Source organism: Clostridium pasteurianum BC1, from assembly GCF_000389635.1.
Lineage (GTDB): Bacteria > Bacillota > Clostridia > Clostridiales > Clostridiaceae > Clostridium_I > Clostridium_I pasteurianum_A.
Window position 1 is genome coordinate 2703927 of the sequence record NC_021182.1, and the last position, 21171, is coordinate 2725097.

Here is a 21171-nt window from a genome sequence, read left to right on the forward strand (position 1 = left end):
ACCACCTCAAAAATACAATAATTGGAAGTGAATATTAGTGAACTTAATTAAAGTAAATCAATCAACATGTATTAAGTGTGGAATTTGCACAAAAGTATGTCCAACAAGAATTCTATATATGCAGGAAAACGGTCCTCAAGTGACTAATCCATCATGTATCGCTTGCGGTCAATGCGTTGCTGTATGTCCTAATGGTGCTATTGATAATGTTAAAACACCATTATCTAATCAAATAGATATAGAAAATTTTCCAGCTATAGACTCGCAAACTGCTGAACAGTTCCTTAGATCTCGTAGATCAATACGATGTTACAAGAATACCCCTGTACCTCATGAAAAATTATTAAAATTAGTTGATATTGCTCATTATGCCCCTACCGCCAGTAATTCTCAAGGTATATCCTATATTATAGTTGAAAATAAACAAATATTAGAAACAGCAACTAAATTAATAATTCAGTGGATGGAAGATCAACTTGAAAATCCAGTTCACTGGAGCTTTCCTCGTCATGTTCATGTCTATAGGAAAGATGGTGTTGATACAATTTTACGTGATGCACCTCATCTTATTTTAGCAACTGCTTCAAAAGACTTTAAAAATGGAAGAGAAAATACAATTTCTTCATTAACTTATCTTGAACTATATGCCAACACTATAGGATTAGGCTCTTGCTGGGCTGGACTATTTGAAATATGCGCATTTTCAAATTACGATCCTCTATTAAAACTGTTCAATATTCCTAAAAACAAAGTAATAACAGGAGCTGTAATGGTTGGATATCCAAAATATGAATACAAGCGCTTGGTAAATCGTAATGCATTAGATGTTACTTTTATAAAATAAGCTTTAAGTAAAAATAAAGTCTAGAATAGCTTTTCACTACTTCTAGACTTTATAATATATGCATAATATTAAGACCAATCCTATTATTATAATAACTAAAATGAATGTCGGCTAAGTTGAAGGGATTGCTCCCTCCTTCTCGCCTAAGAACTGTACATGTCACTTTCACGACATACAGCTCAAGCTCTCATTTATCCGTTTGTCTTCATGATATTTCTGCCAATCTTAGTTGCCTTATGATTTTGTAATCTTCCTGTTTATGCTGTTTTGTTGGAAGTTCACCTTTTAACGGGAACATTTTATAATATTCTCTATTATAATATTCTCTATTACAATATCCATGTACCAATTGCAAATTATTGTATTGCCTTGTCCCGCCATGTATCACTGGGACTTTTTCTTGTACTACCAGACTTTCACCAAAATCTGTGATACTCATTTTACATATAGGACATTTATAATTCTGCATTTTAGCCATCTTCTGTTTGCTTTTAATACAGTTCCTGTGAAATTTCTTTTCGTCCCTACGCTCGAAATATTCCCTGAGGTTAACATCATATGGAGTTGCCCTAAATTTTATGAGCGTATGCCTGACTATTGGTATCCATGACATTTTTGTAAGTTGTTTATATTTTTTCGGGTCAGTCAGTATCCATCTATTTTTGCTTTGTCCTGCTATATCTGGTTTGTAGTATCTATTTATTATCCAAGTCTTGCTCTTCTTTGGATGCAAATACTTTAAAAATATAAATGTGCATCCCCAAATATGGTGGTCAATATACGAATATGTCTGTTTTGCGACTGATGGTGACCAGTAGTTGCCTACCCCTATAATAATGGGATTAAGCTTGCTTATTACAGCACTTACGTTATTACCTTTCAGCTTCTGTATTTCAGTTGAAATGGTTTGTTTACTTTTCTTGATAGATTCCTTTGATGGTTTTATCAACAATTTTTCACCCTGACACGTTTGATACATTCTGATATTAAAGCCTAGAAAATTAAAACCTTCGTCTATAGTTACTATTCTTGTTTTTTCTTTAGATAACTCCAAGCCTCTTTTACCTAGGTATGGTTTTAATAGTTCATAAACATCTTCTGCGTCTTTTTGTGTGTTGCACATTATCACAAAATCATCTGCATAAAACACTAATGTATATTTACCTACATTTGTATAGCTTACAATTTTGCCATTATTTTTCACAGGCTTGTATTCTATCCCTAGTGTATCCTCCATACCCTTTAATGCAATATTGGCAAGTAACGGTGATACAATGTTGCCTTGACCAGAACCAAATTGTGTTTTATTAAACACACCATTGTCAACATATCCTGCTTTTAGCCATTTGTCTACCAAGTTATCATAGGGGAATTCTTTTATCTGCTCCATAATATAATCATGTTTTAAATTATCAAAACAGCCTTTAAAGTCCCCTTCAAAAATCCATCTTTTTCTACTGCCACTATGGCAGGACCGAAAAATCCTTGCAATAGCGTCATGACACCCTCTTTTAGGCCTGAAGCCATATGATATTGGTTCAAACCTTGCCTCCCATTGTGGTTCTAGTGTTCCTTTAATAATATTTTGATATATTCTATCTCGTATAGTAGGAATACTAAGTGGCCTTAACTTTCCGTTTTTCTTTTTAATATAAGTTCTACGTGACGGTTTAGGGTTATGCTTTTCTATATGTAATTCTGATAAATCATAGAATAGCTTTAATCTTTCCGTATTAGTTAATGCTATTTCTCCATCCACACCAGCTGTCTTTTTCCCTTTGTTAATTTGTGTAACTCTTTTTATGGATATCAATATCATAGCCTTACTTCTTACTAGAAGTCTTTGTAGATTTCTTACTTTACGTTTGTTACCAAGACATTCGGCACGGTATATCCGCTGTTGCAATCTTTCTACATACCTATTAATGTGAAACCAGTCAATTAGTTTCCACTGAGTATTGGGAGATAATGTGGACTTCCTATAAATTGAAGTTTTTCTCATCTGTTACCTCACTTTTGAAATCTTACTTTTCGTTTTATTCCGTGTTGATTACCAGTTGGAAGTCAGCACCCTTTCGGGTTTATATATTAACATTATTCGCCCAGTTATTTCTTATTCCTGTTGGTTTGCACCATAGCGACATTTGCTTTTTCCAATTACAAGATTATATTTCCAAATAGTAATAATGCAATAATATGCTTATAAAGATAATATAATCATAAACATGAAATTAATGTAATAGAGAATGGGTATACTGGTGCCTTACTATTAAAGAATATATTTACTTTTTTTGCCATATTAGATGTCATAAAGTATCAAATTAAATTTTAAGGCATATTTTTTTCTATTAGAATCATAACATCTGTTAAACCATGTCAATCCACTGCTGAATAAGCTGTATATTCTAACTATTTTATTTCTTATCTTTTTAGTTGCGCCTATTATCTTACTCTTCTTATTCTTAGAACAATCTGCTCCTAATATTATCATCCATGTATATGCTATACATAAGCATAAATATAAGTTTTCAAAATATATAAGACTGTTTGTCCATGTATCTTCCATATTGAAGCCACTGGATTTTAAATCTCTAAACATTTCTTCTATAATAAATCTTTTCTTATATTCATTAACAGCATTCTTACTATCAAGATTGGTTACTATATACCAGGTATCCGCTGCTTCTTCTGCCTTACAAACTGCTAAATTGCATCTATATTTTTCAGCACTTAGTAAAATTCCATTAAACTTTTTTACGCCTTTTTTTAGAGTTTTTATATCTCTAAGGTATTTTATTTTTTCTTTCCCTTCTATATTTACAAGCATATCATTGGTACATCTTATACAATATTTCCATCCTATTTTATTTATAAACTTAAATAAATCTATACTCTTAAAACCTCTATCTGCCAGCAATACAACTTCATAATTATATGAACTTATAAGATCCTTAATCTCTTCTATTCCCTGTTTTATATGTTTGAAATTTTTATTATCTTTTTCATTATATTCAAATATTTTATACCATAGTGGAACTGCTCTTTTTCCCACTTTCAGCGAAAATTTAAGTATTAAAAATTTATCTTCCAGTGTTGTATGGTCAAATATTACAACCAGTTTATTAGTGGTACTTCTTTTTATATAATTTATCATAATTTCATCGATAAAATTATAATATAGGTAGTCTGACTTTATTGTTGAACTTGAAAAAAATCTATAAATTCTTTTTATTTTACTTTCTTCATTGGCTTCTGTATAGTAATCCTTTAGCTTTTCTGATATTTCTGAGATTATAACTGATTTTGATAACAATATTCCCAAAACAATATATACTAAATTTTTTAGTTTCTTGGATGATATGGGTAAAATCTCATATAGCATTTTTCCTAATTCTGCGGTAATATATTCTTGATTGTTAAGCATAGCCAATTCTCCTTTTTTATAAGTTTGTTTGTCCGAATTTAACTTATATTTTAGGGCTTGGCTATGTTTTTTTCTATCCTTTTTTTCATGTTACTTTATTCCATGTTAATTTTTCTCTTTTTACTGTCCTTACGTCAGCCTCTAACATATATTTTACATTACTAAATTCTGAATCAAATTCATTTTTCTTTATATCTATATTCATAATTTTCACCTTTCTAACTTGCATTAATTTAATTTCCATCATACATTAACTTTAATAAAAGAAAAGCACGCTGTAGACCAGAATTTATTCTAGAATGTTTTTATTTATAATCTTAAATTCAATTTTTTTATTATTTATATTAATGTACTTAACTAATAATGAAATCTTATTTTCTTTATTCAAAAGCTTCCAGAAGTAATTTGCATTATCCTCAATGCTATCTGCTAACTTTACTATGAAAGGTTCTTGATCAAATGAAGGTATAGGATTACCATCTTCTCTATATGTATGAATACAATGTCCAAAACCTTTCAAAAAATTGCTGTAATTATAATAATTTTTCTGGCAAAACTCCTTATTATTATCGATAGATTTAAGTATTGATAATGAATAGCTTGCTTTTTCTTTATTAAAATCTATTAGACCTGATATTCTTGGAGTGTAGTTTGGATAATCTGGTTCAAATTCTTTTGTATTTAAAGCATTTTCGAATGTTTTCCCATTTTTAATATAATTATAAATTGTATCCGTTTGATCACCATTACCGATAATATGATAATCTTTTAAATTTTTTATTGGATAATATATAATAAGACTAGGATCTATCACATTTTTTTCAATAAAAGGTTTTGTTTTAATAAAATTTCCTTCAACCTGAAATATTCTATTACGACTATTTTCACTTCTTCCCATAATCCAATAAATTTGAACATAGTTTTTTCCATTTGGGGACATTCCAATTATTATACCTCTACCTGGATAGTTATTTTGCTGTAACTTTTTTTCATTTAATATTGATATTCTAAATTTGAATTTGCAGATTGCTGAATAAAATTCATTGCCTCACTTAGGCTAGAAAATGGCAAAGGCCAATCTTTTGTCAAAGGATCACCAGCTGAAATCTGATCTAACGGCATCGTATTTTGTTTATCAGGTCCAGATGCAGACTTATCAAGTATAGCTAAGGCTGTTACGTACTTAGGATATACCGCTGATAAATATCCAGCAACTCCACCACCCATTGAGTGTCCTACTAAAATCACTGAATCTATATTTAGGAAATCCAATAGTTCAATTATGTCCTCAGCCATTTCTTCAACTGTATATTTCGATATAGGTTTACTGCTCAATCCATGTCCTCTCTGATCGGGTGCGATAATTCTGTATTGTTTTCCATAATTCTCAATAAAATCAGCCCAAGTCTCTGCCCTTCCGTACATTCCATGAAGACACAAAATAGTTGGCCCTTGTGTTTTTGTATCAAAATAAAACATGTCAATATTATTTAGCTTAGCAATATTTCTTTAGATTTTTGTTTTTCCCATATTACTACTCCCCCATTTGTCTTAATTCAATAATGTTTCCTTATAAATTAAGGCTTTCTATAAAATAATTCTATTTTATATTCCATACTTATTTAACAAGTTAGTTCGCCACATCTTACTATTATGAACTACTATATTATCTTGAATAAATCCCTAAGATATGTAAATGTATCCGTAAATTTACCTGTTTCAATCAAGGATAGAATCTGACTTGGAGTTGCCCACTTCGCTGCACATACTTCTTCGGGTTGATAAATAACGTCTGCTATATCTACTTCTTCCTTGAACAGCCATACATCTACAAAGTCTGGAAACCCATTGTGTTGCCTTTTTAATCTAAAGAGACACTTTCCATTCGTAGGAGATAAGTCAATACTGATTTCTTCCTTTACTTCTCTTAATGCAGCTTTCAAACTATCTTCACCAATAACTGCCGCACCACAAGTTGTTTCCCACATATTAGGGAATGTCTGCTTGTTGGGTGTACGTTTTGTAATTAAAAATTCTCCATTGTTATTTTTTATCCATACATTCACAACGAGATGATATTCATCTTGTTCCATAGTTTTTCCACGTTGAATCGTTTTACCTGTTTTATCTCCATTTCCATCGAGTATATCCCAAAGTTCCATTTAATTACCTCCAATAAATAAAAGTTCTTACAAACAAAATAAATATTAATTTGCATTAATTTGCCTTAATTTACCATTGTTCAAATATCTTAAATTTATAATTAATGCACCTTATATAAAGATTATAAACTATATAAGCAAAACATTTACTTTGAAAACAGCTTGTCTGCTGAAGGTCTTCAACAAAATACAATCTTAATATACTTATAATTCGATTTATCATTTTTACCACAGATAATTTCTAATCATTTTTTGTATGTAATGGTTGTGAATTTACTTGCTGCTTTTCCAATAACATAGAACGCGTCTCCAAACACCTTTTTATAAAATGGAACATTTATCAAAGGATCATAAGTACTTTTACTTCTTAATGGGTCAACCCAGTATGCACCATCTTGTGTTTCATATTCTGTTCCTTTTACATACCCAAGGCTCATTCCTCTAAATAGGTTGTATGGTATTAAAACAGCAAAAGTTGGTGTATGCATCTTTTTAGATGAAACATCTTTATTGAATTTGTCCGCCAACTTTTTGCATTTAATTTTTGTTTTCTTATTTATTGTATAATTATCCCAACTATATGATGCAATAGGAAGCTTACAACAATGGTTAAATCCAATTCCTTTTAGCCACCCAGTAAGGTAGTTTACTGCACTCTTACTTCCTACGCCACCTGTCGTTGTAACAACAATTGCTTTGTTTTTGAAAAAATGAGGTCTGTGAAGCATAAAGCATAGGTGATCAATCAGATTTTTAGTCAAGGCGTTTGGCTGCATATTAAAGGTTGCCATTGCAAAAATCATGCCATCACTTTCATCAATTTTATCAATTATTTTCTTCATAATTTTATGATGGGGACAGTATTCATGGCCTTTTCTAAAACAAAGGCTGCATCCAGTGCAAAATGGCAGTTCTAGATCTACTAACTGGATTTCCTCAAACGTTGATTCAGGCGAAATTTCCTGTAATTCTTCCTGAATCAATTTAACTAGCTTCCATGTATTACCTTTACGAGGACTTCCATTAAAAACTAAATATCTCATAATACTTTGTCTCCCTTTTATATTCATTCGTAATTAATGATTCCTAATTATAATCATCATTATTTTTTCTTTACAAAGAAATGTAAGCAGTACTTAATTTATAAAATTTTTAACTATCAAGGTTCCTATTATAGACATTAACTTCAATTTTTTAGAATACTTCCTTTAATATCATTATTCTACGAATAAACTTAATTTCCTTCAAAATGTAGAAGTTCAAGTGCTGAAAAATAAACTCATCATAAAATAAAACGCTCTAACTTTAATTAAGATTTTAGAGCGTTTATAAATATTACATTTTCACCTTTAAACTTAAGATATTCTTCATAAAATAGATATTAGTTTTAAAATATAAGAATATCTTGAAATAATATTTAATTTACAAAAATTCACTTATTTTTAATATGTTTCTCACCCCACTGGAACATAAGGTTGAGTATTGGAATTAATGTTTTTCCTTCTTCGGTCAAGGAATATTCAACTTTAGGTGGAATTTCATTATACTGTTCTCTGTGAATCAGATTGCTGTTTTCTAATTCTTTTAGTTGTTTACTTAATGTTTTGTGAGCAATTGGTTGTAATATATCTTTCAATTTATTATACCGTATTATCTCTGCTTCATATATTTCCCATAATATAACCCATTTCCATTTTCCTTCAAGTATAGATATTGTATAGTACATTGGACAATTTCCATATTTACTCTCAAAATCTTTCATATAATGCTCCTTTACTTACCTTTTGGTTAGCATATAACAAATAAGTGCATACTTATTTACTTTTTTATAATGATATATAATTTATACCATAAAGTCAATTACATGTACAAATGGAGGTATAATTTATGAAAATATTAGCTATTAACGGGAGTCCTAGAAAAAATAAAAATACAGCTACTCTTCTTAATAAAGCACTTGAAGGAGCAGCATCACATGGTGCTGATACAGAACTTATTCACCTCTATGATTACAATTATAAAGGTTGTGTAAGTTGTTTTGCTTGTAAAATGAAAAATGGTAAAAGCTATGGCAAATGTGGCTTTAACGACGATTTAACACCAATTCTTGAAAAAGCTGCAAAAGCTGATGCAATTATTCTCGGTTCTCCAATTTATTTTCAAGGAGTTACAGGAGCTATGAGATCATTTTTAGAAAGGCTCATGTTCCCATACTCAAAGTATGATAAAAACTACTCTAGTATTTTTGGTAAGAAAATACTAACTGGTTTTATTTATACTATGAATGTGACCAATGACCAGATGAAAGAATTTAGATATAAGGAAAATCTTAAATTTGTAGAAGAGGACATGGAGAGAATCTTTGGTACATTTGAATCACTAGCTGTTAATGACACATATCAATTTAATGATTATTCAAAATATGTTGTAACAGCATTTGATGAAAAGAAAAAAGCAAAAGTTAAAGAAGAACAATTCCCCAAAGACTGTCAAAATGCTTTTAATATGGGGGTACAATTTGCTCACCAAGCTAGTATATAAAAAATACTATATTGTATTATATAATAGCCTACAGAGGAGGTATTTCTATGAATTTTATAGAATTGGCAAAAAAAAGATATTCTTTAAGAAATTTTGATGTTAAAAAAGTTGAACAAGAAAAATTAGATTTAATTTTACAAGCTGGGCAATTAGCACCTACTGCTGTAAATTATCAACCTCAAAGAATTTTAGTAATTGAAAGTGATGAGGCACTTGCTAAACTAAAAGATTGTACAATTTATCACTTCAATGCACCTATGGCTTTACTTATATGTGCTAACAAAGTTGAATCATGGAAGAGTACGTATGATGGAAAGGTCCATACTGATATTGATGCAAGTATTGTTGCTACACATATGATGTTACAAGCTGCAGAACTCGGATTGGGTACAACATGGGTTGGTAATTTTGATCCAATTGCTGTTCGTAACGCTTTTAATATACCATCAAACATTGAGCCAGTATGTATTCTACCAATAGGCTATCCAAGTAAAGATGCAAAACCTAATCCTAATCATACAAAAAGAAAAAATATTGCACAAACTGTTTTATATAATTATTTTTAATTTGATTAACAAAACTAGTGCTATTTAAGTATTGGTGTATTTTATATTCATAAATGCTTATACTTCAAAATCTTCTTAAAGAGGACTTACTTTAGAAGTAAGTCCTGCTTTATTAAATCTAATCAACCACATTATCTAGCATCACACTATCTTAATCTAAACTTATAGTGTGACACTAAAAAACCTTCGTCACTTATGGCACGGTTCACCATATCACGTTCTAAACTTTAATAAATTTTACTCAATTTCTAACCACTGGAGTGTTCTGAATAAAATAGACACATAGAATGTACGATTTTCTTTGAAATTCTTGGTATTTTATAATAGACACTTCCAATGTAAATCATTTTAACTAATGCAAATATAAGTAAGTAAAATTATATAGATATCTATCTGTAAAAACACATTACTAAAATTATGCAGCATCTTTTAATTTTAGGTAATAATCTCTTTTATATTCTTTAGGTGACTTATATTCTAATGTTGAATGCAATCTTCTTGAGTTATAAAATAATTCTATATATTCAACTACTGCTATTTTAGCTTCATCTCTGGTTTTAAAGCTACGTCCATATAGCTTATCTTTCTTCAGAGAAGAGAAAAAAGATTCAGCACAGGCATTGTCATAACAACATCCTTTAGCACTCATACTTTGAACAAAATCATTATTTTTTAACATATCTTGATAATCATAGGAGGCATACTGGACACCTCTGTCAGAGTGAAATATCAATCCTTCCTTAGGATGTTCTTTATTAATAGCAGAGTTAAATGCATCAATAACTAATTTTCTAGTCATAGTAGCATCCATGGACCATCCAACTATTTCTCTATTAAATAAATCTACGACAGTAGCAAGATAGAGCCATCCTTCATGCGTATCTATATAAGTTATATCACCTACATAGACTTTATTTGGTTTATCAACTGTAAAATCTTGTTTTAACAAATTAGGAGCTACATTAAAATTATGATTTGAATAAGTAGTTGCCTTGTATTTTCTTTTAAGTTTACTAAATATATGATTTTGCTTCATCAATCTGCAAACTCTATTTTTTCCACAGGCTACGCCTTCTTTATTTAATTGTGCTGTAATTCGGCGAAAGCCGTAGGTACCTCCTGATTCTCTGTGAATTCTTCTTATTTCTATAGCAAGCATAGAATCTTCTTTTTTCCTGCGAGGTTGTGGTCTTTTTAACCAAGCATAGTAAGAGCTCCTTTTAATATCTAATACATTACACATCTTCTCCACGTGAAATTTGGAGCTGTGATCTTTTATGAACTTGTATCTTATTTCACGGGCTTTGTGAAGATGGTTATAGCTTTTTTTAATATAGCGTTTTCTTCTTCGAGGTCTGCCATTTTCTTTTTCATTCGTCTTATTTCTTCATCTTCCGGTCTTAATTTACCCTTACCAGGAAAAGCGTCTTCTCCATGAATTCCATATTGCTTTATCCATCTTCTAACTGAAACCTCACTAACACCTATGTCTTTTGCTACTTGAGTTACTTTCTTTCCTTGTTCTGTAACAAGCTTAATTATTTCTTTTTTATACTCTACTGAAAATTCTCTCTTGTTTCCCATTTCATCGGCACATCCTTCCTTATGCACTTATTATACATACTTTTCTATGTGTCTATCAAATAGGATATACTCCACACTTTGCTCTCGGAATCAACTTCCCATTATAGACATTATCTTCAGTTTTTTAGAATACTTCCTTTAATACCACTATTCTACAAATAAACTTAATTTCCTTCAAAATATAGAAGTTTAAGTGCTACAAAATAAATTTATCATAAAATAAAACACTCTATCCTTAATCAAGATTTTAGAGCATTTATAGTTTAACACAATCAAAGAACTTCTATTAGTTTATTATGCTATTTCAATTTCTAGTCTTGTTCACTAAGGCTTAATAACTTAAAATTAATCTTTCCTGATTTACAGAATAATTATCTGATTCTCATAACCTTTTTGCAATAATTTTTTTAGAATATTAAGTCCTTTTTCCAACTCTTCAATGGTATTCGATCCAGACAAAGAGATTCTAACAGCGGAAAGTGCTCGGTTGCTCCCAACCACAAATTTCTCTGCACAAAGCACCTGTACACCAGCTTCACGCAGAGATAGCTCAAATTCTCTCCCCTGCCACTTACTTGGAAGAAGAAGCCATTGAAAAAAACCACAGGGTTTATTTACTACATCGTATCCTGATAGTATTTTTATCGCCAAATCATTTCTTTTACGTACTTCCTCACGCTTATTCTCCAAAATTGTCTCAGCCTTCCCTGTTACGAACAATTGGGTCACTAATTCTGCAGTAATAGGTGAAGCCCTCCAGGATGTGTTCAAAAGTCCCTTTTTTATTGACTCCATATATGTTTCTGGTACTCTTACGAAATAAATCCTGAATTCCGGTTCTTTTGATGATTTTGAAACACTATGCCAAAAGGCTAGAAATGCAGGTTGCTGGGTACATGTGTATGGAGCTTTTGGTCTATGGGCAGCAGCTTCATCAGAGCTGAATCACCATACTAAAGGTGTGGAACTTGCAGATTCATGGTCTGTTGATGCTCACAAAACCTTAAATGCACCTTATGACAAATGGGTCTAGATTACTTTCTAGGCCCTTCTTTCATTCTATAATATAATTATTTTTTAATATTGTTCATTTTATGATGATGCATAAGTGCCATTTCAACAACTTTACATAAATACTTTCTTGCCGCAAATACTGATACACTGCAATTTATTAATGCATTTAGAATATCTGGATTACTTTTTTCAAATATTTTTACAATTTTTTCTGCATCTGCTTTTATTTTATTCTTATCTATTTTTGATGGATTAGTAGGTACATTTGACATCTGATGCTCCACAGGTTTCACATTAGGCATCTGCTGTACAGGTGAAACTATATTTTGTTGTACAGGCGGATTAATGTTTTGTTGTGTCGGTGGAGCAATATTTTGCTGCATAGGTGAAGCTGTATTTATATTATTTACTTTATTCTCTTCGAATTCTTCTCCTCTGAATAAGTACTCAATATTTGGCATCATAGGTTGAATCATTGAACGGTCCTGTATTGTTTTAGGTGTTGTATATTTATTTTGATACATGAAAACCTCCTACAATCTTTTTCCAACAGTACATACTATGCAGATGCGTTATATTTTGTTTAATTCCTGAAGGTATTGTTCCCACATTACCATTCTTATCTACAGAATCTATAGTTGGCATATCAACTCCAACTCCCGAAGACAATACAGAGTTAAAATAACAGAAAGATGTTATTTTAACTCTGTATAATCTATTTTGTAAGGAATCCTCTAAATCCATCTTTTAAAGTCCGGTTATAAATTATTTTTTATTTCTATCCTATATTTTTAAAAATGTTTTATAGTCCTCATAATTTCTCTTCAAAAGATTTGAAGTATTAAGACCATAAGATCAATGAGCCTTACACTTGCCACACAATTATTAATAAAATTATTCAAATGTTTTTGCGACGTCTTTTAAAAATTCAGTGATTTTAATGTGTTGTGAACATTGTCTTGCACATTGTTTACATCCAATACATTCTGATGCCTTACCATATGTTTGAATATAGTTATTGTAATACACCTTTTGAGTTGAAAAATACCCTCGGATAGATTGCTTTTCAGTATTATATAATGCGAAGTATTTTGGAATAGCAATATTTTTAGGACAATCTTTTACACAATATTCACAGGCTGTACAAGGGACTGTAATTGCTTTATTAATAATATCAACTGCCCTTTCAACAATATCATATTCTTCCTTTACAAATAGTTTGAAATCTTGAATATAACCTGTATTATCCAACAATTGATCTATATTAGACATTCCACTTAAAACCATCATTACCCCTTCACAACTAGCTGCAAAACGAATTGCCCATGATGGCACAGACATATCAGGATGATATTCTTCAAATAATTTTTCTGCTTCTTCAGGTACTTTTGCAAGAGTACCACCTTTAATTGGTTCCATAACAATAACTGGTTTGTTATGCTTTCTTGCAGCTTCATAACATTTTCTAGATTGAATACTTTCATTGTCCCAATCTAAATAATTAATTTGTAATTGAACGAAATCTACTTCTGGGTGAGCAGTTAAAATATCATCTAATAAATCAGCTCTATCATGGTAAGAAAAACCTATATTTTTTATTTTTCCTTCTTCTTTCTTTTTTTGAATAAATTCAAAACTATTTAATTCTTGAGCGATTTTGTAATGAGCTTCACCTAAATTATGAAGTAAATAATTATCAAAATATTCTACTCCACACTTTTCTAATTGCTCATTAAAAATACTTTCTTGTTGTTCCATTGTTTTTAAACGAGCAACTGGCATTTTAGTCGCAAGAAAATATTTATCTCTTGGATAACGTTTTACTAACAATTCTCTAATCGCTATTTCACTCATTTCTTTATGATAAGGATAAGCTGTATCAAAATACGTAAACCCTCTTTCTAAAAAAATATCTACCATTTTCTTGACTGTATCCAAATCAATACTTCCAGCATCATCTTTGTCTTTTACTGGTAAACGCATAAACCCAAACCCTAATTTTTTCATTCCTAATCCTCCGGTCTTCTTAGTGTTTTTTCTTTTACAACTACCGCCTGTTCATATCTTTCTATTTTGTAATCCAAGCGTTCTATCGTTTTCTTCATATCTTCCATTTTTTCTGTTAACAGCTTACGTTGCTCAGTTAAGAGTTTTTTTCTAGCCTCTATGGTTTCATCGCCCTGTTGAAACAGCGTAACATACTCAATCAATACTTCAATCGGAAGACCTGCATTTCTCATACATTTGATAAATTCGACCCACCTACAATCTTCTTCTGTATAATCCCTGATTCCGCCCTTATTGCGGTTCACACTCGGAATAAGTCCGATTCGTTCATAATAGCGGAGTGTATCCTGCGAAAGATCAAATTTCTTACTCACTTCTGCAATCGTCATACGATTTCACCTCCTGATATTTGATATTATAATACTTGGAGTTAACTCCAAGTCAAGTACTTTTTAATCTTCTTAATTTAATTGTTTAATTGCCAAATAGTTTAACTGCCTGTTTCATTTTATTAATAACATCCACACTAAATGGACAGTTTTTTATACATAACCCACATTCTATGCACTCACTTGCATGATGTTCTAATAAGTCATAATGATTCTTTATTGTTTCAGGAACATCTTCTTGAATCAAGGCTAAATCTAAATACTTATTTACTGATGCAATATCTATCTTTTTCGAACATGGGGCACAATGTCCACAATACATACAATGTCCGCTAAATGAACTTCTTGGAGCATTTGCAAGAACTTCACTGTAATCTTTTTCTTTATTACTTGCGGTGACATAGTCAGTTGCTGCAAGTATTTGATTGGTATTAGATACTCCAACCATTACGGAAGCAACTGCCGGTCTGGTTAAACAGTAATGTAAACATTGTACTGGAGTCAGTGCTTTTTCAAAGGGCGATTCTTTGTCACTTAGTAACAATCCAGCAGCATATCCTTTCATAATAGTTAAAGCAACACCCGCATTTTCACAAGTTTGGTATAACCTATCTCGTTTTGGATCAATACCTTCATAGGTCCTGTTTTTAAAAGTACTTTCTTCAAATAATATGTTTACATCCTCACTGGCTGGTAACATATCATAAGCAGCATTGATACTAAATAAAATTACATCAATTATTCCTGTTTCCACTGCTCTAAAAGCAATATCTGTATTATGTGTTGATATCCCTAAAGACTTAATAATCCCTTTTTCTTTTAATCCTTTTGCATATTTAATTATTTCTCCATTAAAAATGTTATCAAAATCTTTTTGATCATCAACATAATGAATCATCCCTACATCCACATAGTCTAGCTGCATTCTAGCTAAAAAGTCTTCAAATGCATTGGCAACTTCATTAAAATTCCTGGTGCGCCGATACTGTCCTCTATCCCAAGTAGAACATAGATGTCCTTCAATAACAAAGCTACTTCGAGGATATTTACTTAACGCTTTGCCAACATTGCTTCTAACTTCCGGATTTGAATTATATATATCAATAAAATTAATACCTTCTTTCATTGCACAATCAATAATTGCTTCGCAATCTTCATAACTTTTATTTTCAAATCCTTCACCTCCAATACCAATGGCACTTACTTTAATTCCTGTTCTTTCTAAAATTCGATATTCCATATTAACCACCCCCTAACTATCTGTATTCCCTCCTTTATTTTCTGGAATAATTTCATTGATGCAGGCAAGTGCGTTCAAAGTTCTTGGAAAACCGATATAAGGCATACACTGTGTCAGTGCCGATAAAAGAGTTTCTTTGTCATTGCCCATGTTAGCATTTCCTTGAATATGTCCACGAATCTGGTTTTCACATCCACCCAATGTACAAAGGATACAAAATGTCAAAAGTTCCCTTGTCTTCAAATCCAGTCCGCTTCTTGTATAAATATCACCAAAACAATATGCCGAAAGATAGCTCTGAATATGCTTCTGATTTTCTGGTGTGCTTTCCTGCATTTTATCAATTATATCACCAAAAATAATTTTCTGTGCTTTAAGGCCTTCTTCATATCCGTTTTCTTCCGTTGTCTGTTTCTGACTTTCCATAGGAAGGGAAATGTTTCTTTCCTTAAATGCTTCATTTACTTGATAAATGGAATTTAGAGTCTTTGAAAATCCAATATATGGAGCACAATGATAGATCGCTTCTTTGATTTCAGTTGGGGTTAAACCAACCTTCAATGAGGCACCTACATGAACTTTTATTTCATCTAAAGTCTGGTTTGTTGTAAAAACCACAAGTGTAATGAGTTCTCTCATTTTATCATCCAAGTTTCCCTGAAAGGATACTTCCCCATAAATAAAATGTTTCATAATATTATAGAAATCTGGATCCGTTTCGCCTATTGGAAACTTGATATCACCAAATAGTTCCCGGAATTTACTGTTACATAATTCAATTTTACTCACATTTCCTTCCTCCTTTTCTTTTTTACAAGACCAGCAAACCAACTACCTTCTTTTCAGGAACTTGGTTCATTACTGATAAGTTTAAATATCTATTCATTTGCTGCAAAATATCTCTGATTTTATTTTTTTACAAATTTGTTCTCACGCGCACTGTAACGTGGTCCGATATTTGGATATTTCTTTAATAAGTTTTCTATATCTTCCAAATCCTTAGCAGTAAGAGTCACATCTGCCGCACCTGCATTTTCTTCTAGATATTTTCTACGTTTTGTTCCAGGAATAGGAATGATGTTATCACTCTGTGCCATTACCCATGCTATGGCAAGCTGTGCAGGTATGCAATTTTTACCTTCCGCAAATTCGGCAAATTCAGATGCTAATTTCTGATTATTATCTAAATATTCTCCGTTATAACGTGGAAGATTCCTTCTAAAATCATTTTCTTTAAGTGTGCTTACATCAAGTTTGTTCGTAATCAGTCCACGGCTTAACGGAGCAAATGGAATGAACGCTATACCTAACTCTTTTGTTAATGGAAGAACCTCTTTTTCCACATCACGAGTAAGCAAAGAGTATTCACTTTGCACCGCAGTTATCGGATGAACAGCATTCGCCTTTTTCAAATCTTCTGCTGTACACTCACTTAATCCTAAGTAACGTACTTTTCCTTCTTTTACTAGTTCAGCCATAGCACCAACTGTTTCTTCTACAGGAATATTAGGGTCTACGCGGTGTGCATAGTAAAGGTCAATTGTGTCAATCTTCAAACGTATTAGACTATCCTCAACTGCCTGTTTCATCCACTTTGGTGAAGCATCAACATAAGTATCTCCTCCAACAAATGCGTCTCCCTTCGTTTCCCTTAAACGGAAACCAAATTTCGTTGCAATAAAAATCTTATCACGGTTGGGAACCAAAACTTTGGAAATCAGCTTTTCATTTGCTCCATTTCCATAAATATCAGCAGTATCCCAGAAGTTCATGCCAAGATCCAATGCGTATTCTAAAGTGGCAACACTTTCCTTATTATCTGCCTGACCATAAGCAGCACTCATTCCCATGCAGCCTAATCCAACCGCTGATACTTCTATGTCTGTTTTTCCTAATCTTCTATACTTCATAATAATTATCCTCCATTCTCTTAATTATTTTACTTGTTTCATTTATTTCTTCCCGCTATTTAACTTTATCACTTGGAGTTCACTCCAAGTCAATAGTTTTTTTGAATTTTTTTCCTAACTTTAATAATTATTGTATCACTTAGAGTTCAATATAAATTATGGACTATTCATACATTCGATCAGATAATGGTAATACGAAATACCAACTATTTATACGTTTGAGCTTTTCCAGAAAAAGAGGACTCTTGAGAGTTAGGTATTCTATGTAAATCGCAATATTACTATTGTTTTCACATCATAGAAAATTCACTTAGAATTTTCTATGATGCTAACAAAATTTTATATCTATCTCTAAATTGAGATGGTATAATATAGCCAATGCCTGATTTTCCCTTTTTCTATTATAGAAAATTTCTATATACCAAAATATATCACGCTGTGCTTCTTCACACGTAGCATATTGTTTCTGGTATAACATTCCCCATTTTATAGTACTGAAGAATGTTTCAGCACAAGCATTGTCCCAACAATTAGCCTTACGGCTCATGCTGCAAGTACTTATAGTAATTTATATCATTGTCAAATGAGTTAGCTGAATTCTACTGTATAGAGTTAAAATATATACTATTCTCAGATTTATATGAAAATTGTGATGGAATCTGTAGATTTAGTGACAACTATAAGATTTTATTCAAGATAGCAAAATAATATTGATTGTTATATAAAGAATGGTATCTAATAGCAACTTCTGTAAAATAGAAGTAGAATAATGTGTAAAAACTTTGTGCTAGATATAAAAACATAAATTTATCCAATGACCAGCCGCTGTAGTATCAACTCTGCTAATATGTAGATACCAGCGGTACGTCCTTGGATAATCAATTTAGACTTATTCTCTATTTACTCTTTTAAAAAAATTGTTTATTATAGAATTATGTGCATTTACAGTGTTGGCCGCTATTAAAGGTTCAGAGTAAACTAATTTATCATCTTCATATACCTGTATTTTGCCAAAATTATCACCTTTATTTACTGTTTGGGTAGCCACTTTAGGTACTACATATTTTGTAGTATAATTTTTATTGTTTTCACAGGGTAATACTAGATCATTCTTTAAAGATAATTTAATCTTATTTTTCTTATTTACTGGAACTTCTGCAATAAGTTCATCTTTTGAATACAGTTTTTTATAAGAATAATTATCTTTAACATATTTATATATCTTACCTGTTTCTTTCCATCTAGGCGTGCAATTTAATACTACAAAAATTACATCATGACCATCTATATCTACAGATGTAACCAAACATTTTCCAGCCTTTCCTGTTGATCCTGTTTTCACTCCATTTGCACCAGGTATTTGATATAATATCTTATTTATATTATGATAATCTCTTGTAAAATCCATATCTTCGGCGACAACATCTTTGCAGCTTACTATATCATTAAAAAGTTTATTTTCTTTAGCCTTTGCAGTTATCAAAGCTAAGTCGTAAGCTGTACAATAATGATTTTCACTATCTAGTCCATGAGGAGATTCAAAATGAGAATTAAAAGCTCCAATTTCTGCTGCATATTCGTTCATTAATTTTGAAAATCCATCTATACTTTTTCCTATACCTTCTGCTAAAGCAATGGCAGCATCATTACCAGATCTAAACATCAATCCATATAGTAGTTCCCTCTCTGTTATGCTCTCTCCTTCTTTATAACCAACGGTAGATCCTCTAATGCCCGCTGCAGTTTTGGATATAGTAATCTTTTCATCTAAATTTCCATATTTTATGACTACAAGAGCAGTCATGATTTTTGTTGTACTTGCCATTGGAAGAATCATATCTGAGTTTTTTTCATATAGTACACGTTTAGATTTAGAATCTATAGCTATTGCTGCTCGTGCGTTTACGTTTATAACTTCTGCATATACATTACAGGAAACCATATTTATTAAGCAAAAAGAAATTATCGAAATAATAACTCTATTAAGCTTTTTAATTTTCATTTTTACACCTTCTTCTTATAGCTTAGATATCCTTTTAAATGCCTTAACTTATTATTTGTATAAAATTAAAATCTATGCTTTTGGTTTACTTTTTATTTACTTTACATAATTTATTTTATGTAAAGTACTATCATCATTTAAATAGTAAATATCTTATTCGAAATATTAAAAAGCCATACTGAATATAAAATAAATTACATTTATTACTATTTACTATTAAAATTAATTATTATGGTTATAATATGTAATATTATCAATAACGGAGGATAAGATATGACTATTATAATAATTATATCTATAATAATATTTTTTCCTATACCGATACATTTTAAATTGCATTATTACAATAACAATTTACATACATATATATATGGAAAAGAAATAGGTTTTAGAAAACGAGTAACTAAGAACATGAAACATGATGTGAGAAGCAAGGACTTCATTGGAATTATTGAAAAGTACTATACAACAGTTAAAAAAATAAAACTTAAATTAGAAAATAGCAGACTAAAACCAAAATTGAGTTTTATTTTTTATATGGAATATGGCACTGAAGATGTGGCTAAAACAGCTATATATTTTGGAATTTTAAACTCCTGTTCACCATTTTTGTATTCTTTAATAAATAAATTTTTTAATGTGAAAAAATTTAAATTCTCTGTTGAACCTAATTTCAAAAAATCAAAAATAGATTTAGTATTAAAAAGTATATTACAAATAAGTATAGTAAATACTATATATATAGTAATTTTAATCCTGTTTGGCTTTATAAAGGATAAAAAGCTAAAAAATTTAAAGTTTACACATCCTAAGGAGGAATTATAAATGGAAAGTCATTCTATTGAAAATCTAATGACAAATACTATGGAAAATTTAAGAGATATGATTGATGTTAATACAATTGTTGGAGATCCTGTAGAAGCAAAGGATGGTACCTTAATACTGCCTATATCAAAAGTTTCTTTTGGCTTTGCTTCAGGTGGTACCGAGTTTTCCAACGGTATAAATAAAAACGAAAATTCAGATGCTTTCCCCTTTGGAGGAGGCTCTGGTGCTGGTGTATCTGTAAAGCCAGTTGCTTTTCTTGTCTTAAAGGAAGGTACCATAAGACTCTTATCAGTTGATGCTCAAAATACCTATGACAAGATGATAGATACTATACCTCAAATAATTGATTTAATAAAGGATAGTATTGGAAAACATAACGAAAATAAAAATGGAACAGTAAAATCTAAAGAAGAAAATTCCGAAAAAGAAAATGATGATACTAACTAGAATTTTATACATTAAATGAAAACTTATTAGTAATTTTTTAATGAATAACTGCCAAATTTAACTTTCATGTACTTCCCTTTACGTATTCTATTTAATATTAGTTGCTCTTTGTAAACTGAATATATAAGGTTGTAGGGAGAATGCGAAAACCAAGCTAGCCTTCCCTACGTAAAATATTTAAGGCTCATGTAGGTCACTATCGTACAGTACCCT

The 21171-nt window shown here is 30.9% G+C and carries 23 protein-coding genes and 1 pseudogene; 6 read left to right on the forward strand and 18 right to left on the reverse strand.

Annotated features, from left to right (window positions below; genetic code table 11):
• The first annotated feature begins 37 nt into the window (after positions 1-37).
• Complete coding sequence (locus CLOPA_RS12685; protein ID WP_015615837.1) at positions 38-844, forward strand: nitroreductase family protein; 807 nt, start codon at positions 38-40, stop codon at positions 842-844.
• Positions 845-1049: 205 nt separating this feature from the next.
• Here the strand turns inward: CLOPA_RS12685 and ltrA are convergent, their stop codons facing one another.
• The 7 genes from ltrA to CLOPA_RS12720 all read right to left on the reverse strand — a co-directional run bounded on the left by ltrA (position 1050) and on the right by CLOPA_RS12720 (position 8192).
• Positions 1050-2846 carry a group II intron reverse transcriptase/maturase gene (gene ltrA / locus CLOPA_RS12690; RefSeq protein WP_015615838.1) on the reverse strand — a complete coding sequence of 599 codons (1797 nt, stop codon included), beginning with the start codon at positions 2844-2846 and terminating at the stop codon, positions 1050-1052.
• Between the two features lie 297 nt (positions 2847-3143).
• Positions 3144-4268 carry an IS4 family transposase gene (locus tag CLOPA_RS23785; protein ID WP_015614406.1) on the reverse strand — a complete coding sequence of 375 codons (1125 nt, stop codon included), beginning with the start codon at positions 4266-4268 and terminating at the stop codon, positions 3144-3146.
• A 289-nt stretch (positions 4269-4557) separates the two neighbouring features.
• The gene (locus CLOPA_RS12700; RefSeq protein WP_015615840.1) at positions 4558-5268 is read right to left on the reverse strand and encodes an IMP cyclohydrolase; all 711 of its coding nucleotides are present in this window, start codon (positions 5266-5268) and stop codon (positions 4558-4560) included.
• Positions 5262-5747: an alpha/beta fold hydrolase gene (locus CLOPA_RS23790; RefSeq protein WP_242834195.1), complete on the reverse strand. Its 486-nt coding sequence runs from the start codon at positions 5745-5747 to the stop codon at positions 5262-5264. The genes CLOPA_RS12700 and CLOPA_RS23790 overlap by 7 nt, the downstream gene beginning before the upstream one ends.
• 182 nt (positions 5748-5929) lie before the next feature.
• Positions 5930-6430 (reverse strand): NUDIX hydrolase, encoded by a 501-nt coding sequence (locus CLOPA_RS12710; protein ID WP_015615841.1) that lies wholly within the window; start codon positions 6428-6430, stop codon positions 5930-5932.
• 245 nt (positions 6431-6675) lie between these two features.
• Positions 6676-7473, reverse strand: a complete 798-nt coding sequence (locus CLOPA_RS12715) for a flavodoxin family protein (protein ID WP_015615842.1) — start codon at positions 7471-7473, stop codon at positions 6676-6678.
• 389 nt (positions 7474-7862) lie between these two features.
• Positions 7863-8192 (reverse strand): winged helix-turn-helix transcriptional regulator, encoded by a 330-nt coding sequence (locus tag CLOPA_RS12720; RefSeq protein WP_010237355.1) that lies wholly within the window; start codon positions 8190-8192, stop codon positions 7863-7865.
• A gap of 125 nt (positions 8193-8317) precedes the next feature.
• On the opposite strand from CLOPA_RS12720, the gene CLOPA_RS12725 reads away from it, so the two are divergent.
• On the forward strand, positions 8318-8971 hold the full coding sequence (locus CLOPA_RS12725) for a flavodoxin family protein (RefSeq protein ID WP_015615843.1): 654 nt from the start codon (positions 8318-8320) through the stop codon (positions 8969-8971).
• Positions 8972-9018: 47 nt separating this feature from the next.
• Positions 9019-9537 (forward strand): nitroreductase family protein, encoded by a 519-nt coding sequence (locus CLOPA_RS12730; RefSeq protein ID WP_015615844.1) that lies wholly within the window; start codon positions 9019-9021, stop codon positions 9535-9537.
• A gap of 415 nt (positions 9538-9952) precedes the next feature.
• Here the strand turns inward: CLOPA_RS12730 and CLOPA_RS12735 are convergent.
• Together CLOPA_RS12735 and CLOPA_RS12745 are read right to left on the reverse strand one after the other, a co-directional pair.
• Positions 9953-11121 (reverse strand): IS3 family transposase gene (locus CLOPA_RS12735; protein WP_278245982.1). Its coding sequence is split into 2 segments (ribosomal slippage): positions 9953-10857 and positions 10857-11121, totalling 1170 coding nucleotides; the frame shifts between segments, so codons are not numbered across the junction.
• A 360-nt stretch (positions 11122-11481) separates the two neighbouring features.
• Entirely contained in the window at positions 11482-11811 is a 330-nt protein-coding gene (locus CLOPA_RS12745; protein ID WP_155241909.1) for a hypothetical protein, read from the reverse strand.
• A 136-nt stretch (positions 11812-11947) separates the two neighbouring features.
• Between CLOPA_RS12745 and CLOPA_RS25100 the strand changes: the two genes are divergently transcribed.
• Complete coding sequence (locus tag CLOPA_RS25100) at positions 11948-12154, forward strand: pyridoxal-dependent decarboxylase (RefSeq protein ID WP_242834334.1); 207 nt, start codon at positions 11948-11950, stop codon at positions 12152-12154.
• A gap of 37 nt (positions 12155-12191) precedes the next feature.
• Here the strand turns inward: CLOPA_RS25100 and CLOPA_RS12750 are convergent, their stop codons facing one another.
• The 9 genes and pseudogenes from CLOPA_RS12750 to CLOPA_RS12785 all read right to left on the reverse strand — a co-directional run bounded on the left by CLOPA_RS12750 (position 12192) and on the right by CLOPA_RS12785 (position 19683).
• Positions 12192-12659 carry a hypothetical protein gene (locus tag CLOPA_RS12750; protein WP_015615847.1) on the reverse strand — a complete coding sequence of 156 codons (468 nt, stop codon included), beginning with the start codon at positions 12657-12659 and terminating at the stop codon, positions 12192-12194.
• Positions 12646-12879 carry a hypothetical protein gene (locus CLOPA_RS25105; protein WP_015615848.1) on the reverse strand — a complete coding sequence of 78 codons (234 nt, stop codon included), beginning with the start codon at positions 12877-12879 and terminating at the stop codon, positions 12646-12648. Before CLOPA_RS25105 ends, CLOPA_RS12750 begins: the two co-directional genes overlap by 14 nt.
• Before the next feature lie 150 nt (positions 12880-13029).
• Positions 13030-14142, reverse strand: a complete 1113-nt coding sequence (locus CLOPA_RS12755; protein ID WP_015615849.1) for an aldo/keto reductase — start codon at positions 14140-14142, stop codon at positions 13030-13032.
• Between the two features lie 2 nt (positions 14143-14144).
• Complete coding sequence (locus CLOPA_RS12760) at positions 14145-14531, reverse strand: MerR family transcriptional regulator (protein WP_015615850.1); 387 nt, start codon at positions 14529-14531, stop codon at positions 14145-14147.
• 85 nt (positions 14532-14616) lie between these two features.
• A complete protein-coding gene (locus CLOPA_RS12765) occupies positions 14617-15771 on the reverse strand; it encodes an aldo/keto reductase (protein ID WP_015615851.1) in 1155 nt (384 codons plus the stop codon).
• 12 nt (positions 15772-15783) lie between these two features.
• The gene (locus CLOPA_RS12770; protein WP_015615852.1) at positions 15784-16560 is read right to left on the reverse strand and encodes a carboxymuconolactone decarboxylase family protein; all 777 of its coding nucleotides are present in this window, start codon (positions 16558-16560) and stop codon (positions 15784-15786) included.
• Between the two features lie 119 nt (positions 16561-16679).
• Complete coding sequence (locus tag CLOPA_RS12775) at positions 16680-17681, reverse strand: aldo/keto reductase (protein ID WP_015615853.1); 1002 nt, start codon at positions 17679-17681, stop codon at positions 16680-16682.
• A gap of 328 nt (positions 17682-18009) precedes the next feature.
• Positions 18010-18231: pseudogene (locus CLOPA_RS12780) on the reverse strand (IS3 family transposase); the annotation flags it as partial.
• A gap of 339 nt (positions 18232-18570) precedes the next feature.
• Positions 18571-19683, reverse strand: coding sequence for a D-alanyl-D-alanine carboxypeptidase family protein (locus CLOPA_RS12785; RefSeq protein ID WP_015615854.1), 1113 nt, complete (start codon positions 19681-19683; stop codon positions 18571-18573).
• Between the two features lie 273 nt (positions 19684-19956).
• Here CLOPA_RS12785 and CLOPA_RS12790 point away from each other — a divergent pair, with 273 nt between their 5' ends.
• Positions 19957-20508 carry a DUF2953 domain-containing protein gene (locus CLOPA_RS12790; protein ID WP_015615855.1) on the forward strand — a complete coding sequence of 184 codons (552 nt, stop codon included), beginning with the start codon at positions 19957-19959 and terminating at the stop codon, positions 20506-20508.
• Positions 20509-20958: a GerW family sporulation protein gene (gene ytfJ / locus CLOPA_RS12795; protein WP_015615856.1), complete on the forward strand. Its 450-nt coding sequence runs from the start codon at positions 20509-20511 to the stop codon at positions 20956-20958. It begins immediately after the preceding gene.
• Positions 20959-21171 lie beyond the last annotated feature (213 nt).